Source organism: Rhodococcus sp. AD45-ID (genome assembly GCF_003023755.1).
Classification (GTDB): Bacteria; Actinomycetota; Actinomycetes; order Mycobacteriales; family Mycobacteriaceae; genus Rhodococcus_F; species Rhodococcus_F globerula.
This window is the reverse complement of record NZ_PYHL01000001.1, coordinates 318593-335009: the sequence shown is the minus strand read 5'-3', so window position 1 is coordinate 335009 and position 16417 is coordinate 318593. Positions and strand designations below refer to the sequence as shown.

The window sequence follows — 16417 nt, the reverse complement described above, 5'->3', positions numbered from 1 at the left end:
CACGCGGTAATCTCATACGTCGCAGTTTTCGGTTGTCCGAATCTGCGACTGCCATGACCAACGACAATCGCCAGGAGTCGAGTGACAGTGCCGAATCGTTCGCAATCGTCAGAGCCGGGTGTAGCGGTGAACGCACGACCGGCGAATCCGATTGAGACGGCGATCACGGCCTTGGCGGAGTTGTCCGGAGCCCGACTCGACTGGCTGCACGCGGAATGGTCGGGTGCCGGGAAGGCCGCCACCGTCGTATCGGGTGTCGACCTGCGTGCGCAGGACATCGTCGCCGGTGATTTGTTTGCCGCGCTGCCGGGCGCACGCTCGCACGGCGCGCAGTTCGCCGGTGACGCATTGGCCAGTGGAGCTGCCGCGATCTTGACCGACGACGACGGGTTGGCGTTGTTGCGCGCGTCGAACCCGAGCGTCGACCGGCCGGTGATGCTTCTCGTTCACCCGAAGCCTCGGGATGTCCTCGGCGAGATCTCGGCTGAGATTTACAGCCGACCGTCGGAGAAGATGCAGGTCATCGGCATCACCGGTACGTCGGGGAAGACCACAACGTCCTACCTGTTGGAAGCGGCGTTGGTCGGTGCGGGACGAAACCCCGGTCTGGTCGGCACCATCGAGACCAGAATCCATGGACGGCGGGTTCCGAGCGCTCTCACCACGCCTGAGGCCCCACACCTCCATGCCTTGTTTGCCGTGATGGCAGAGCAGGGTATCGATACCGTTGTGATGGAAGTGTCGAGTCACGCGCTTTCCCTCGGACGCGTCGACGGCATCCGATTCGACATCGGAGCGTTCACCAACCTTTCGCAGGATCACCTGGACTTTCACCGAGACTTCGAAGAGTACTTCGCGGCGAAGGCTCGTTTGTTCGATCCGGCGTCCACAGTTCACGCCGATAGCGCCGTCATCTGCGTCGACGACGGGTGGGGACGTCGGATGGCAGAAGTGGCGTCCGCAGGCGACGTGACAACGGTGGCGACCACGGAAGCCGAGTCCGACTGGAAGGTCGGTTCGGTCGAGGTTGCAGCCGACGGTTCCCAGTTGTTCGACCTTTCCGGACCGAATGAGCAGTCATGGCCGGTGTCCTTGCGACTGCCGGGTCGATACAACGTGGCAAACGCCGCGCTGGCCCTGACGGTGAGCGCGAAAGCCGGTATCGACGTGCAATCGGCGGTGGCGGCGGTGGGATCGGTGGATGTTCCTGGTCGCGTTCAGCGAATCGACCGCGGTCAAGATTTCCTCGCCGTGGTCGACTACGCGCACAAGCCCGCCGCGCTCGAGGCTGTCATCGCGACGCTGCGTAATCAGGTTTCCGGACGCGTCGGGGTTGTTGTCGGTGCCGGCGGTGATCGCGATGCGGGTAAACGCGCTTTGATGGGGGAGGCCGGCGCGAGAGGCAGCGATCTGCTGATCGTCACCGACGACAACCCTCGGACCGAAGTACCTGCCACGATTCGCGCAGCAGTGATGGCCGGGGCGCTCGCGGTCCCGGAATCCGAGCGTGGGGTTGTGCTCGAGGTCGGGGACCGAGCGGAAGCGATCGAACAAGCCGTTCGTTGGGCACAGCCCGGCGACGTAGTACTGGTGGCCGGCAAGGGCCACGAAACAGGTCAGGAAATCGACGGGGTCAAGCACCCGTTCGACGACCGCGAGGTGCTGGGAGACGCGATCGACCGGATCGCGATCGACACAGCGCATGGAGGCACGAAATGATCCCGATGACGCTCTCTCGGATTGCCGAGATCGTCGGAGGAACTCTGCACGACGTCGACGATCCGTCGGCAATGGTGACAGGGACCGTCGAATTCGATTCTCGCAGAGTAGGTCCGGGTGGACTGTTCCTGGCGCTGCCAGGCGCCCGCGTCGACGGTCACGAGCACGCCGAAGCAGCGGTTGCGGCCGGCGCGGTGGCTGTGCTCGCCGCGCGGCCGGTGGGAGTACCCGCCATCGTGGTGGCGCCGACGCAAACGAGCGGTCCGAGTTCGGTCATGGCGCTCGAGCACGACGCAGACGGTTCCGGTGCGGCAGTGCTGAACGCATTGGGGCTATTGGCGCGCGCGGTAGTCGATACGTTGTCGGCGCAGAACGGTCTCACTGTTGTCGGGATCACCGGATCGGCCGGCAAGACGTCCACCAAGGATCTTGTTGCTGCGGTATTGCGTGGTTCGGGCGACGTTGTTGCTCCGCCCGGTTCGTTCAACAACGAATTGGGTCACCCCTGGACCGCCCTTCGCGCCGACGAGCAGACCAAATTCCTGGTATTGGAAATGTCGGCCCGCGGCCTCGGTCACATCGCGGAGTTGGCGCGGATCGCTCCGCCCAAGATCGGCGTCGTCCTGAACGTGGGTACGGCGCACCTCGGTGAGTTCGGCTCCCGTGAGGCGATCGCAGCCACCAAAGGTGAACTGGTCGAAGCACTTCCGTCGGCGGCCGATGGCGGAGTCGCCATCCTCAACGCCGATGATCGTATGGTCGCGGCCATGGCGTCGCGGACCGCAGCGCGGGTGGTGTTGGTTGGTCAGTCCGAAGGTGCGCACGTGCGCGCGACGGACGTGACCGTCGATGATCAGGCTCGTGCGAGTTTCACCCTGAACTCGGAGAAGGGTTCTGCGCGAATCCGTCTCGCGGTTCACGGTGAACATCAGGTCGGCAACGCGCTTGCCGCGGCCGCCGTTGCACTCGAGAACGGCGTGGAGGTCGCCGAGATCGCCCGCATCCTCGAAGACACCAAGGCCGCGTCGGCCCGGCGCATGGACGTCAGCGACCGCAGCGACGGCGTCACCGTGATCAACGACAGTTACAACGCCAATCCGGACTCGATGCGCGCAGCGCTCAAGGCGTTGGTGTCGATGGCCAGATCGGACCGTCATTTCGGCCGTCGCAGCTGGGCTGTGCTCGGTGAGATGGCGGAACTCGGTCCCGAGTCGGTAGTCGAGCACGATGCGATCGGCCGATTGGCCGTGCGGCTCGACGTCACGAAGCTCATTGTTGTCGGCACCGGTCGTCCGGCCCGCGCGATGCACCAGGGCGCAGTGATGGAGGGCTCATGGGGAGACGAGTCGATGGTTGTCCCGGACGCTGCCGCGGCCTTGAAGGTGCTCGAGGCGGAACTGGAGCCAGGTGATCTGGTGCTGGTCAAGGCTTCACAGTCGATCGGACTCTGGACGGTCGCCGAGGCGGTCCTGGCGCAGAAGCAGGTGTCGGAGTGATCCAGATTCTGCTGGCCGCGGGCATCGCTCTCGCGGTCTCGATCATGCTCACGCCGATTCTGATCAAGGCGTTTGCAAAACAGGGATTCGGCCAGGAGATCCGCACCGAAGGCCCGGCCAGTCACCAGGCGAAGCGCGGCACACCCACAATGGGCGGCGTCGCTATCCTTGCCGGAATCTGGGCGGGGTACTTCGGAACGCATCTCATCGGAATGGGCATCGACGGGGCGGAGGGCCCGACCGCGTCCGGGTTGCTGGTTCTCGGTCTGACAACGGCGCTCGGCGGCGTCGGCTTCCTCGACGACTTCATCAAGATCCGCAAGCAGCGCAATCTCGGTCTGAACAAGACGGCAAAACTGGTGGGGCAGTTTGTCGCGGCCGTGATCTTCGGAATCCTCGCGTTGCAGTTCCGCGGCGCCGACGGTCTCACGCCGGGCAGCGTCCACCTGTCCTACGTGCGTGACATCGCCACGGTGTCGCTCGGTTCGGTCGTCTTCATCGCGTTCTGCTACTTGCTGGTCAGTGCGTGGTCGAATGCCGTCAACCTCACCGACGGCCTCGACGGACTTGCGGCGGGCGCAATGAGCTTCGTTCTCGGCGCCTACGTCATCATCACGTTCTGGCAGTTCCGCAACTCGTGCGAAACCAGTCCGGTCAAGGGTTGCTACGACGTGCGTGACCCGCTCGATCTGGCCTTGATCTGCGCTGCCGGCGCCGGAGCGTGTATCGGATTCCTGTGGTGGAACGCCGCTCCCGCAAAGATATTCATGGGTGATACCGGTTCGCTGGCCCTCGGCGGCATGCTTGCCGGACTCTCGATCACCACCAACACCGAACTCTTGATGGTTGTCATCGGCGCACTGTTCGTCGCTGAGGCTGCGTCGGTGGTGATCCAGGTAGCAGTATTCAAGTCCAGCCGTCGACGGGTATTCCGAATGGCACCGTTCCACCATCACTTCGAACTTGCCGGGTGGGCGGAAACCACGGTCATCATCAGATTCTGGCTGCTCGCCGCGATTGCGTCGGCGATCGGGCTTGCACTCTTCTACAGCGAATTCCTCGCAGCTATCGGAGGCTGACCGTGACCGAAGCTGGAGCGAACGACCTGAGTTGGCTACGCGGACAACGCGTTCTGGTGGCCGGTGGCCGGGTATCCGGCCAGGCCACCATCGAACCTCTGGTCGCACTTGGTGCTTCGGTGACCGTCGCCGATTCCACCTTGGATTTTGCCGATCGTTGCGCCGAACTCGGTGCAGACACCACCGTCACGACCAGTTCGATCGAGGAAGATCGTGGTTTGATCACGCAGTTCGCGCTGGTCGTCACGAGTCCCGGGTTCCGGCCGGACGCCCCGATTCTGGCTGCCGCCGCAGGACACGGGATTCCTATCTGGGGCGACGTCGAACTGTCCTGGCGCATCGACCACTGCGGTCTCTACGGTCCGCCGCGAAAGTGGTTGGTGGTCACGGGCACGAACGGTAAGACGACCACTACGTCGATGCTCGCGTCCATCCTCGACGCTGCGGGTCTCGAAGGGCGGGCGTGCGGCAACATCGGACTTCCAGTGCTGTCTGCGCTGTCGGACACGTCGCCGCGAGTCGATTACCTGGCCGTCGAACTGTCGTCGTTCCAGTTGCACTGGGCGCCGTCGGTGCGCCCGGACGCCGGTGTTGTCCTCAACGTGGCCGAGGATCATCTCGATTGGCACGGCGGGATGGCCGCGTATGCCGAGGCCAAGGCTCGGGCTCTCAGTGGCAAGGTCGCGGTAGTCGGACTCGACGATGCGATTGCCGCAGAGCTCGGTGCCGGCGCCGAGGCCGACATCGTGGTGGGGTTCCGGTTGGGCGCTCCGGCGCCCGGCGAGTTGGGTGTGTCGGACGGCCATCTGGTCGACAACGCATTCGGCGACGGCCTGCAGTTGGCCGAGGCCGCGGACATCGATCCGCCTGGCCCCGCCGGTGTCATGGATGCGCTTGCCGCAGCGTCCCTCGCGCGGGCTGTGGGAATCGAACCTGACTCTGTGCGGGCCGGATTGACGGCTCACAAGGTCGGACCGCACCGCGGCGCAGTTGTCGGTGATGTCGGGTCGGTGCTGTACGTCGACGATTCCAAGGCAACCAATCCGCATGCTGCCCGCCCGTCGATCCTGGCTCACGATCGAGTCGTGTGGGTGGCCGGTGGTCTGCTCAAAGGGGCCAGCGTCGACGAGTTGGTGACAGAGGTCCGCAGCCGACTTGCCGGCGCGGTGTTACTCGGACGCGACGCGGGCGACATCGAGCAGGCATTGACGCGACACGCGCCCGAGGTCCCCGTAGTCCGCGTGATGACGGGGGACGATGCAGACGTGAGTGAAAATCTCAGCTCGTCGACGCAGGTGATTCGGCTGCCATCCGGGTCCGATGCGGACGCCGTGATGGCGGCGGTGGTGAATCAAGCCGCTGCGCTGGCGTCGCCGGGTAGCGCGGTGGTTCTTGCTCCCGCCGCGGCGTCGTTGGACATGTTCGACAGTTACGGCCACCGCGGCGACAGTTTTGCCGCGGCTGTCGGTGCACTGTCGGATCCGCCGGAACGCGCGAACAAGGCTGGGATCGCGGAATGACCAAGGGTCCCAAGACCCGAATCGGTGCCTGGCTTGCGCGGCCGTTGGCGTCATTTCATCTGGTAGTAACCGTCGCAGTGATGTTGACGGTCTTGGGACTTGTGATGGTTCTCTCGGCGTCGAGCGTCGAGGCTTATGCCGAAAACAAGTCGGCGTACTCGATGTTCTTGAAGCAGGCGATGTTCGCCGTTGTGGGATTTGTGTTGTTCTACGTCGCGTTGCGGTTGCCGATTCGTTCGATGCGCGCGATGTCGTTCCCGGTGTTCGTCACCACGGTTGTGCTGCTTGTCCTGGTTCTCATCCCGGGTATCGGGACCGAGGCGCAGGGCACCCGCGGGTGGTTTGTCATCGGTCCGCTGTCGGCGCAGCCGTCCGAGTTGGCCAAGATTGCGTTTGCGATCTGGGGAGCGCACGTGTTGGCGTCGCGCCGCGGCGAGATCACAACCATCAAGGAACTTCTCGTACCGTTGGTTCCGGCAGCGCTTGTGGTCTTCGTGTTGATCATCCTGCAGCCCGACCTCGGCACAACCGTCTCGCTCATCATCATTCTTTTTGCGCTGCTCTGGTACGGCGGATTGCCGATCAAACTATTCCTCGCGATTCTCGGAACCGGCGTGGTGTCGGTGGCGATTCTCGCGTTGACGGCGGGTTACCGCTCAGACCGAGTGCGCGCCTTCTTCGATTCGGATGCAGATCCGCAGGGCACCGGGTACCAAGCTCGTCAGGCTATGTACTCGCTGGCCGACGGTGGAATATTCGGTCGTGGACTCGGCCAGAGCGTGGCCAAGTGGAGTTACCTGCCTAACTCGCACAACGACTTCATCTTCGCGATCATCGGTGAGGAACTCGGATTTGTCGGCGGCGCTGCCGTCATCGGTCTCTTTGCTCTGTTCGTCTACACCGGCCTACGGATTGCGGCGCGGTCCTCGGATCCGTTCCTGCGAATCCTGACCGCGACGGTGACGACCTGGATCACCGGGCAGGCGTTCATCAACATCGGATACGTCGTGGGGCTACTGCCCGTCACGGGACTGCAGTTGCCTCTCGTGTCGGCGGGTGGAACGTCGACGGCGACCACGCTGTTCATGTTCGGCGTCGTCGCCAATGCCGCACGTCACGAGCCGGAAGCGATCGCCGCCCTGCACTCCGGTCAGGACGGTAGGATTTCCAAGCTGCTGCGGCTACCGATGCCGGTGCCGTTTCAGTCGGTCAGGCCGAGCCGGCCTCGCGGCAGTGCGGAATCGAGCCGCTCGCGCGGCAGTGCAGAATCGAGCCGCAAGGCCCCAGCAGGGCAGAATGGACGACGTCGGCAGGCGCCGACGCGCAAGACACACGATGCACATGAAGTTCGAGAGCGAGGAATTCGTAGGTGAGCGGCATTAATTCAGCTCTGTCGGTAGTGGTGGCAGGTGGAGGAACCGCTGGTCATATCGAGCCTGCTCTGGCAGTTGCGGACGCCGTGAAGGCGCTGGCACCCGACACCACCGTCACCGCGTTGGGAACCGCCCGCGGGCTCGAGACGACACTTGTTCCCGCCAGGGGGTACACACTCGAACTGATTCCGCCGGTCCCGTTGCCGCGTAAGCCGACGATGGACCTGGTGAAACTCCCACTACGCATTCGAGCGTCGGTGCGTAAGACACGTGAGGTGCTCGACGCAGTCGACGCCGACGTCATCGTGGGTTTTGGTGGGTATGTGGCACTGCCCGCGTACCTCGCCGCTCGCGGTGGGGTGTTGCGCCGCCGTCGCACCATTCCCATTGTCATCCACGAGGCCAACGCCAGCGCCGGCATCGCGAACAAGATCGGTGCGCGGCTGGCAACGCGTGTCCTGGCTGCAGTCCCCGGGTCAGGGGTGAAGAATCGCGGCGCGAGCGACGCGGACATCGTGGGTATTCCGGTGCGGGCATCCATCGCGAACTTCGACCGGGCCGGTTTGCGGGCGCAGGCGCGTGAATATTTCGGCCTTCCGCTCGATGGTCCGGTTCTGCTCGTATTCGGCGGATCGCAGGGGGCCAAGTCGCTCAACGACGCGGTGTCAGGCGCTGCCCGGGAATTGGCAGACGCGGGAATCTCGGTGTTGCACGCACACGGACCCAAGAACACGCTCGACGCCGCGCAGTTCTCGGAGGCTGCGCCGTACGTTGCCGTGCCGTATCTCTCGCGCATGGATCTTGCGTATGCCGCGGCCGACGCCGCAATCTGTCGCTCCGGCGCGATGACTGTGGCTGAGGTGTCCTCCGTCGGACTGCCGGCCGTCTACGTTCCGTTGCCACATGGAAACGGTGAGCAGGAGTTGAACGCAAAGCCAGTCGTCGCAGCAGGTGGTGCGGTGATCGTCAGCGACGCCGACCTGACTCCGGCATTTGTCGCGGACACCGTGGTGCCGTTGCTCACCGATTCGCCGCGACTGCAGGCGATGAGCGCGGCGGCTGCCGGTGTCGGGCACCGGACCGCGGCGACCGAGATCGCGCGGATCGTTCTGGACACTGCCCGGAAAAGCAACACAGAAGCACGTAACAACACCGCAGTACGCAACACAAATAGGGGAAACCGATGACCGCGCTGCCCGCCCACCTCGAGCGAGTACACATGGTGGGTATAGGTGGTGCCGGCATGTCCGGCATCGCACGAATTCTGTTGTCCCGCGGCGGACTTGTATCAGGATCCGACGCCAAGGAAAGTCGCGGCGTGTTGGCTTTGCGGGCACGCGGAGCGCAGGTCCGGATCGGCCATGACGCCGACGCGTTGGATCTCCTTCCCGGCGGCCCCACTGTTGTCGTCACCACGCACGCGGCCATTCCCAAGGACAATCCGGAACTGGTCGAAGCAGCGCGTCGTGGGATCCCGGTGATTCTCCGGCCGGCGGTTCTCGCGTCGTTGATGGAGGGAAACCGCACGTTCCTGGTGTCGGGAACCCACGGTAAGACGTCGACCACGTCGATGTTGGTAGTCGCTCTGCAGCATTGCGGATTCGATCCGTCGTTTGCAGTGGGAGGCGAACTCAACGAGGCCGGAACCAACGCGCATCACGGTAGCGGCGACGTCTTCGTGGCAGAAGCCGACGAGAGTGACGGCTCGCTGCTGCAGTACGACCCCGACGTGATCGTCGTAACCAACATCGAAGCCGATCACCTGGACTACTTCGGAAGCGTCGAGAACTACGTGCAGGTCTTCGACGATTTTGTGGGCAAACTGGCTCCCGGTGGTCTCCTGATCGCCTGCCTCGACGACGCGGGTTCGGCGGATCTGGCCAAGCGGATCGTAGCTTCCGGCCGGGGCGATATTCGAGTCATCGGCTACGGCAGTGCAGATGCGGGAGATGCGGCGTTCGAGCCGGTCGACGGGGTCGAGGTGGGTGTGCGACTGCTCGATTTCCGGGCGCACGACGTCGGCGGAGTCCTGCAGTTCCAGTTGGCGGGGGAAAAGGCTGCGCGGACGGTTCGGATGGCTGTTCCCGGTCGTCACATGGCGTTGAACGCGCTGGCTGCGCTGTTGGCTGCGCGTGATGCCGGTGCGGAGATCGACGAGATCGTCGAAGGGCTCGCCGGATTCGGGGGAGTGCACAGGCGGTTCCAGTTCACGGGTCGTGAGCGCGGTGTGCGTGTGTTCGACGATTACGCCCACCATCCCACCGAGGTGCGAGCAGTTCTCGGCGCAGCCGCGGATCTTGTTCGACCACAAGATGTTTCATCGGTTGCGAACTCTGCTGCCGGTCGCGTGATCGTGGTTTTCCAGCCGCACCTGTATTCACGCACGGCGACGTTTGCCGACGAGTTCGCGGCAGCGCTGGACCTTGCAGACGAGGTAGTCGTTCTCGATGTCTACGGTGCGCGTGAAGAACCGTTGCCCGGTGTCAGTGGGGCATTGGTTGCACAGGCTGTCACGAAACCCGTTCACTACCAGCCTGATCTGTCGCTCGCGCCGCGTCAGGTAGCCGGCCTGGCCGGTCCCGGCGACATCGTCATCACGATGGGTGCCGGTGACGTGACCATGTTGGGCAAACAGATCCTCGACGCGTTGCGCGCAGTTCCTCATCAGGCTTCGCGCACGCAGACGCGATGAGTTCGGACGCACGTAGCCGCCGCGGTCGTCGTGATCCGGCGGCCCGGCGTACCGCAGGCGCCAGAGCGCGGAGTACCCGCACAGAATCGCGATACTCGACCCGCGCTACTGCGCCGAAGCCGCCGCCGACACCGAAATCGCCCTGGTACAAGCGGCCGGTGGTGATGGCGCCGCTGGCGGTCGTTGTTGTTGTCGGACTCGTTCTGACAGCGTGGTTGTCACCAGTTCTCTCGGTTCGCGGTACCGAAGTCAGGGGAGCGTCGACGGTATCCGAGGAGCAGATCCTGGAATTGCTGGCAATCCCTGCCGGTACGCCGTTGATGCGCGTCGATGCAGGTTCGGCAGCGGCACGTGTCGCGGCTATTCCGAAGGTTGCATCTGCGCGTGTACAGCGGATGTATCCGTCGACAATTCGGGTGACGGTAACCGAGCGAGTCCCCATGGTGTTCGTGGATTCGCCGGAAGGCACCCATCTGCTGGACGAGAAGGGCGTCGACTTCGAGATCGGCGTCCCGCCGCCCGGCGTGCCCCGACTGGTGACGGCGACACCCGGATGGAACGACCCGCCGACCTTGGCTGCGCTCGAGGTGCTCGCGGCATTGCCGCCGGAGTTACGGATGCAGGTGGGAGAGGTTGCTGCCCGGTCCATTTCGGATGTCTCGATGACGTTGGTCGACGGGCGTGTCGTCAACTGGGGTGGCGTCGAGAAGTCGGATCGCAAGGCCGCGGTGACGCTGCCGCTGTTGACGCAGCCGGGCCAGACGTACGACGTGTCGAGTCCCGACCTTCCGACGGTGCGTTAGTTCAGGCGCGGAATGTGCGAACTCACGTCAAATACTTCCCGAAGTTTCGGCGCGCCTAATGGCGGATCGTGATGTCGATGCATAGCGTTTGGTTTCAGATCGAATACTTGACATAACTCTAACCCTGTGGTTGAGGTTGAGAGTTGAGATTCACCCGCTTTACCCAGTACCTGCTTTACCCAGCAATAGACAACAGCGCGTAATACGACACGGAAGGCGAGAGCCGATGACGCCCCCGCACAACTACCTCGCCGTAATCAAGGTCGTCGGCATCGGCGGCGGCGGCGTGAACGCAGTCAACCGCATGATCGAACAAGGACTCAAGGGAGTCGAGTTCATCGCGGTCAACACGGACGCGCAAGCCCTCCTGATGAGCGACGCCGACGTCAAACTCGATGTCGGTCGTGAACTGACCCGAGGCCTCGGCGCCGGTGCAGATCCCGAGGTCGGCCGCAAGGCCGCCGAGGATCACAAGGACGAAATCGAAGAGGTCATCAAGGGCGCTGACATGGTGTTCGTGACCGCCGGTGAGGGTGGTGGAACCGGAACCGGTGGTGCCCCTGTCGTCGCCAGCATCGCCCGGAAGTTGGGCGCCCTCACCGTTGGTGTCGTAACCCGGCCGTTCTCCTTCGAAGGCAAGCGTCGTGGTGGCCAGGCCGACACGGGCATCCAGGCATTGCGTGAGTCGTGCGACACGCTCATCGTCATCCCGAATGATCGGCTCCTTCAGCTCGGGGATGCGGCTGTCAGTTTGATGGACGCATTCCGCAGCGCCGACGAGGTTCTGCTCAACGGCGTTCAGGGCATCACCGACCTGATCACCACTCCGGGACTGATCAACGTCGACTTCGCGGACGTGAAGGGTGTCATGTCCGGTGCCGGTAGCGCACTCATGGGCATCGGCTCCTCGCGCGGCGAAGGTCGGGCGATCAAAGCTGCTGAGTCCGCTATCAACTCACCGCTTCTCGAGGCGTCGATGGAAGGCGCCCGCGGCGTTCTGCTGTCGATCGCCGGTGGCAGCGATCTTGGTCTGTTCGAGATCAACGAAGCGGCTTCCCTCGTGCAGGAAGCCGCGCACATCGATGCCAACATCATCTTCGGAACGGTGATCGACGATTCACTCGGAGACGAAGTTCGTGTGACGGTCATCGCTGCCGGTTTCGACGGGGGAGCGCCTGCGCGTCGCCCCGTCGAGTCCGCGGCACCCGGCCGAGGGGCTATCGGAGCAGGGCGCGCCGGCGAGGTCGGACGTTCACCGGTAGCTGCGGAACCGCCTGTGGAGCAGCAGGTTCCGGTTGCGCGCGAGCCGATTGGTTCGGGCTCGCTGCCGCCGATTGCTCCGCCGCGCCATGTTGCGCCACAGGAGGACGACGGCGATGACGACGTCGACGTTCCCGTCTTCATGCGTCGCTGAGTAGAGCGCCGCGCACGCTTTCGAGAGCAGGGTATCCAGATTTTCTGGGTACCCTGTTCTTGATTGATCCCTTATCTCTGTCCGGAAGCTGCCTCGGGATCATGTCCCGTGCAGCAGTGAACATTCGACGTTTGTGAGCACAAAATTTTGAGTACCGAGAACTCGACCGCCAATTTCCGAGTCCGCCGTGTCGTGACCAGTCGCGCTGGCGGTGTTTCGGAAGCGCCGTACGACTCGTTCAATCTCGGTGATCACGTCGGCGACAACGCCGACGCCGTCGACGCAAACCGTCGACGCCTCGCACGCGAAATCGGCGTCGAGCCGAATCATCTTGTCTGGATGGAACAAATCCACTCGCGCAACGTAACCGTCGTTACCGAGCCGACGGACGAGGTCATCGAGGTGACCGACGCCTTGGTCACTACTGTCCCCGGGTTGGCACTGGCCACGCTCAGTGCCGACTGCGTTCCGGTGCTGCTGTCCGACGAGCAGGCCGGCGTCATCGCCGCCGTGCATGCCGGCCGGATCGGTGCGCGCCTCGGAATCGTGCCGCGGGTTCTGGCCGAGATGGTTCGCCAAGGCGCTGACGTCTCTCGGATCGGCGCCTTCCTCGGTCCGGCAGCCAGTGGCCGGCAGTACGAAGTGCCTGCCGAGATGCGTGCCGACGTCGAGAAGCATCTGCCTGGCAGTGCAACTCGTACCGCGAAGGGCACTCCCGGTCTGGACCTGCGGGCCGGAATCCGCAAACAACTCCTTGATGCCGGTGTTACGGGTGTCGCCGAGGATCCTCGTTGCACGATCGAGGACCGCGCACTGTTCAGTCACCGCCGCGATTCCCTCACCGGGCGTCAGGCTGCGGTGATCTGGATGGATCCGATCGTCGCTGTGGAAGACAACTAGGCCGATTGCATGAACGCCGACAATTCTGGACGCGTGGCCGAGATCTCGGCGGCACTCGATTCGGTGCGGTCCCGCCTCACTGCGGCGTGCGCCGCGGCAGGGCGTCCGGCTTCTGCCGTGACACTTCTCCCGGTTACCAAGTTCTTCCCCGCGTCGGATGCGCGAATTCTGTATGAATTGGGTTGCCGCGAGTTCGGTGAGTCGCGCGAGCAGGAAGCGATAGCCAAGGTTGCGGAATTCGCCGCAGCGGCCGCCGGTGGTGCAATCGACGGGGCGGATCCTGTTCGGTGGCACATGATCGGTCAGTTGCAGCGAAACAAGGCACGTTCGGTCGCGAAGTGGGCCTACGCGATTCACTCGGTCGACAGTGCGCGGCTCGCGGACGCTCTCGATCGGGCCGCGCTCGATGCCCTCTCCGCCGGTGATCGCGCTGCACCGTTGCGAGTTTTGATTCAGGTGAGCCTCGACGCCGATCCGACGCGTGGCGGCATCGCGCTCGACGAGTTACCGGCACTCGCCGCGCGGATCGCGACGGCCGACGGTCTGGAACTGGCCGGGCTGATGGCCGTTCCGCCGCTGGGTTCGGACGCCGACGAGCAGTTTGCTCGCCTGCACGAGGTCCATCGGACCGTCCTCGAGTCGCATCCGCATGCGGTCGAGTTGTCGGCCGGAATGACCGGAGATCTCGAGGCTGCGGTTCGCCACGGATCGACTTGCGTGCGTGTCGGAACCGCACTGCTCGGCTCACGACCAGTAATCTCGAAATGATCGCTCTGGTGATCGCCCAACCCGTCCACACCGCGACCGGCCGCAGTCGGAAACAATCCGCCGCGCCAAGGAAGGTCGATCAATGAGCAACCTGCACAAGTTCAAGGCATATTTCGGCATGGTTCCCCTCGACGACTACGAGGACGAGTACGTAGAAGAACCCGATCAGGCTCGTCGCGCACCTCGTCGTAGCCATGACGGCTATGCCGAACGCGATGACCGCGAGTTTGCCGAGCCGGCTTTCTCGAAGGCTGGCTACGCGCCCAGCCGTCGGGATGAGGAAGAAGCCGAGTTCGATCGCTACGAATCACGTCCGAGAATGGACACGGTTGCCTCGCGTGCACCCCGTCCGTCGATGGCGCCTCGTCCCACCAGCCGGGGAAATCTTGCAGTTGACGCCCGCGCAGAGCGCCCTGAGGTTCGCCGCGCGCCCGCAGTCGACGACGGCGGCCCGCTGGCCAAGATCACGACTCTGCGTCCGCAGAGCTACGCCGAGGCCCGCACGATCGGCGAGCGCTTCCGCGACGGCACGCCGGTCATCATGGATTTGGTCGACATGAGCAACGCCGACGCGAAGCGACTGGTCGACTTCGCCGCGGGTCTGGCTTTTGCTCTGCGCGGCTCGTTCGACAAGGTCGCCACCAAAGTGTTTCTTCTCTCACCGGCCGACATCGATGTTTCCGCCGAGGAGCGTCGTCGTATCGCGGAGACGGGCTTCTACAGTCAGAAATGATGCTCTCGATCGTAGATAGCTCCTTGAACAGCCGAAATGCTGGACATTCTGTTGTGCTGGGGCCTGTGCAGGGGTCGCATGCCAGGGGTGTTCACGGTCTCGGCTCGGTGAGTTCGCAGCCTCGTAATCCGGCCTCGGATGGCGAGTGTCTGTTTTGGACGCGACGCAGAAGTCAGGCAGAGTGAGGGTGTGAACGCGCTTTTCGATGTGATCTACCTCGTGCTGGTTGTGTTTTGGCTTTTGCTGATCGGCAGAGTGATTGTCGAGTTCGTTCGTTCGTTCGCCAGAGACTGGCGTCCGTCGGGAGTGGTCGCCATCATTCTCGAAACCGTTTTTACGATCACCGATCCGCCGGTGAAGCTTCTCCGTAGGTTGATCCCCCCGATCAACCTGGGTGGGGTTCGCTTGGATCTATCCATCATGGTCTTGCTTTTCATCGTCATCATCCTGATGTCGGTTGTCGGCTCGGCCCGGTAATTGAGTGGGGTGTGCCAGAATGGAACCCATAACTCGCGTAGTGGTTAGCTGCTACGCACACCGTGCTGTAACTGAATGCTTGCTTGACCGCCAAATGACGCGTGAAGGGATCCTTCCATGCCGCAACTGACTCCAGCTGACGTGCACAACGTTGCGTTCAGCAAGCCGCCTATCGGCAAGCGTGGCTACAACGAAGACGAGGTCGACGCATTTCTTGATCTCGTCGAGCAGGCGCTCTCGCAGCTCATCGAGGAAAATGCAGATCTGCAACAGCGAGTAAGCGAGCTGGATCAGGAACTTGCTGCTGCAAAGAAGGCGCCGGCACCGGCTGCCAATGCAGGTGCCCCGGTAGCCCAGCCCAAGCCAGAACCGGCTCGCGTGGTCGAGGCTCCCAAGCCCGCTCCCGTCGTGGCACCGGTTCCCGTGGCTGCTGCCGCACAGGCTCCGCAGAGCGGCGACACCCACATGCAGGCAGCCAAGGTTCTCGGCCTGGCTCAGGAGATGGCAGATCGCCTCACCGGCGATGCCAAGGCAGAGTCCGAGCAGCTGCTCGGAAGTGCCCGCACCAACTCCGAGCAGCTGATGAGCGAGGCTCGCAGCAAGGCTGACGGCATGATCGCGGACGCTCGCAACAAGTCGGAAGCAATGCTCACCGATGCGCAGACCCGCTCGGAGACCCAGCTTCGCCAGGCTCAGGAGAAGGCCGATGCTCTCAAGGCAGACGCCGAGAAGAAGCACACCGAGATCATGGCGACCATCAACCAGCAGCGATCCGTCCTTGAGGGCCGCATCGAGCAGCTCAAGACGTTCGAGCGCGAATACCGGGTGCGCCTCAAGTCCTACCTGGAATCGCAGCTCGAAGAGCTCGAACAGCGTGGTTCTGCGGTTCCGGTCGACGGTGGGCAGGAGTCCTTCAGCAGTCCGTCGTTCGCAAAGGGAAACAGCTGACCGAGGGATACTCGCCAGGTCAGCGCCGACATCGGGTAGAGGTTGACACGTGCTGGTCGTGACGATAGGACTCGCGGCGGCAGGATTTGCTTTCCTGATTATCGCGCTGACCACCGGGTCGATTATCTGGGCGTGGGCGTGTATTGCAATTTGTTTGGCGGGTGCCGTCCTCCTGCTGGTCAGTGCGCTGACCGGTAAGAGGGCGGTTCTGCCGTTGGACGAGCCGGATACAACCGCCGACGTCGACACACCGGACAACACGGATTTTCCGGGAAACCACGGTGGGTCGGCAAACGAAAACGGCGAGCATTAGACTGTTCGTCAAGAACAGGCTATTCACGAATTACAGGCGATGAACCGGCAATCACCGGGGAGCCTTCGGAAGAACGGTGTTCAGCCAGGCTCGGGCCTGTCAGGCACTCAGTAGAACCGAACGGGTGAGCCCGTCACAGCTCGCGAAGAGTGGCAACACGGAAGGCCTGGCAGAGTTTTTTG

At 63.5% G+C, this 16417-nt stretch carries 15 protein-coding genes; all 15 read left to right on the top strand.

Annotated features, from left to right (window positions below; genetic code table 11):
• The first annotated feature begins 87 nt into the window (after positions 1-87).
• The 15 genes from C7T36_RS01445 to C7T36_RS01375 all read left to right on the top strand — a co-directional run bounded on the left by C7T36_RS01445 (position 88) and on the right by C7T36_RS01375 (position 16235).
• Complete coding sequence (locus tag C7T36_RS01445; protein ID WP_045071101.1) at positions 88-1719, top strand: UDP-N-acetylmuramoyl-L-alanyl-D-glutamate--2,6-diaminopimelate ligase; 1632 nt, start codon at positions 88-90, stop codon at positions 1717-1719.
• Positions 1716-3215: a UDP-N-acetylmuramoyl-tripeptide--D-alanyl-D-alanine ligase gene (murF, locus tag C7T36_RS01440; protein WP_045070313.1), complete on the top strand. Its 1500-nt coding sequence runs from the start codon at positions 1716-1718 to the stop codon at positions 3213-3215. The genes C7T36_RS01445 and murF overlap by 4 nt, the downstream gene beginning before the upstream one ends.
• Entirely contained in the window at positions 3212-4294 is a 1083-nt protein-coding gene (gene mraY / locus C7T36_RS01435) for a phospho-N-acetylmuramoyl-pentapeptide-transferase (RefSeq protein WP_033231003.1), read from the top strand. The genes murF and mraY overlap by 4 nt, the downstream gene beginning before the upstream one ends.
• Positions 4295-4296: 2 nt before the next feature.
• A complete protein-coding gene (gene murD, locus C7T36_RS01430) occupies positions 4297-5814 on the top strand; it encodes a UDP-N-acetylmuramoyl-L-alanine--D-glutamate ligase (protein WP_375128069.1) in 1518 nt (505 codons plus the stop codon).
• Positions 5811-7187 (top strand): putative lipid II flippase FtsW, encoded by a 1377-nt coding sequence (ftsW, locus tag C7T36_RS01425; RefSeq protein ID WP_045070311.1) that lies wholly within the window; start codon positions 5811-5813, stop codon positions 7185-7187. Before murD ends, ftsW begins: the two co-directional genes overlap by 4 nt.
• Positions 7184-8374, top strand: coding sequence for an undecaprenyldiphospho-muramoylpentapeptide beta-N-acetylglucosaminyltransferase (gene murG / locus C7T36_RS01420; protein ID WP_045070309.1), 1191 nt, complete (start codon positions 7184-7186; stop codon positions 8372-8374). Before ftsW ends, murG begins: the two co-directional genes overlap by 4 nt.
• Entirely contained in the window at positions 8371-9879 is a 1509-nt protein-coding gene (gene murC, locus C7T36_RS01415) for a UDP-N-acetylmuramate--L-alanine ligase (RefSeq protein ID WP_033231000.1), read from the top strand. Before murG ends, murC begins: the two co-directional genes overlap by 4 nt.
• A complete protein-coding gene (locus tag C7T36_RS01410; RefSeq protein WP_084703025.1) occupies positions 9876-10682 on the top strand; it encodes a cell division protein FtsQ/DivIB in 807 nt (268 codons plus the stop codon). Before murC ends, C7T36_RS01410 begins: the two co-directional genes overlap by 4 nt.
• A 226-nt stretch (positions 10683-10908) precedes the next feature.
• Positions 10909-12096 (top strand): cell division protein FtsZ, encoded by a 1188-nt coding sequence (gene ftsZ / locus C7T36_RS01405; protein ID WP_033230999.1) that lies wholly within the window; start codon positions 10909-10911, stop codon positions 12094-12096.
• A 144-nt stretch (positions 12097-12240) separates the two neighbouring features.
• The gene (gene pgeF, locus C7T36_RS01400) at positions 12241-12996 is read left to right on the top strand and encodes a peptidoglycan editing factor PgeF (RefSeq protein WP_045070304.1); all 756 of its coding nucleotides are present in this window, start codon (positions 12241-12243) and stop codon (positions 12994-12996) included.
• Positions 12997-13005: 9 nt separating this feature from the next.
• On the top strand, positions 13006-13764 hold the full coding sequence (locus tag C7T36_RS01395; RefSeq protein WP_033230997.1) for a YggS family pyridoxal phosphate-dependent enzyme: 759 nt from the start codon (positions 13006-13008) through the stop codon (positions 13762-13764).
• A gap of 82 nt (positions 13765-13846) precedes the next feature.
• A complete protein-coding gene (locus C7T36_RS01390; RefSeq protein ID WP_045070302.1) occupies positions 13847-14497 on the top strand; it encodes a cell division protein SepF in 651 nt (216 codons plus the stop codon).
• Positions 14498-14686: 189 nt separating this feature from the next.
• Entirely contained in the window at positions 14687-14974 is a 288-nt protein-coding gene (locus C7T36_RS01385; RefSeq protein WP_033231443.1) for a YggT family protein, read from the top strand.
• 117 nt (positions 14975-15091) lie between these two features.
• Positions 15092-15922 (top strand): DivIVA domain-containing protein, encoded by an 831-nt coding sequence (locus C7T36_RS01380; protein WP_033230995.1) that lies wholly within the window; start codon positions 15092-15094, stop codon positions 15920-15922.
• A 49-nt stretch (positions 15923-15971) separates the two neighbouring features.
• Complete coding sequence (locus tag C7T36_RS01375; protein ID WP_033230994.1) at positions 15972-16235, top strand: hypothetical protein; 264 nt, start codon at positions 15972-15974, stop codon at positions 16233-16235.
• The last annotated feature ends 182 nt before the right edge of the window (positions 16236-16417 follow it).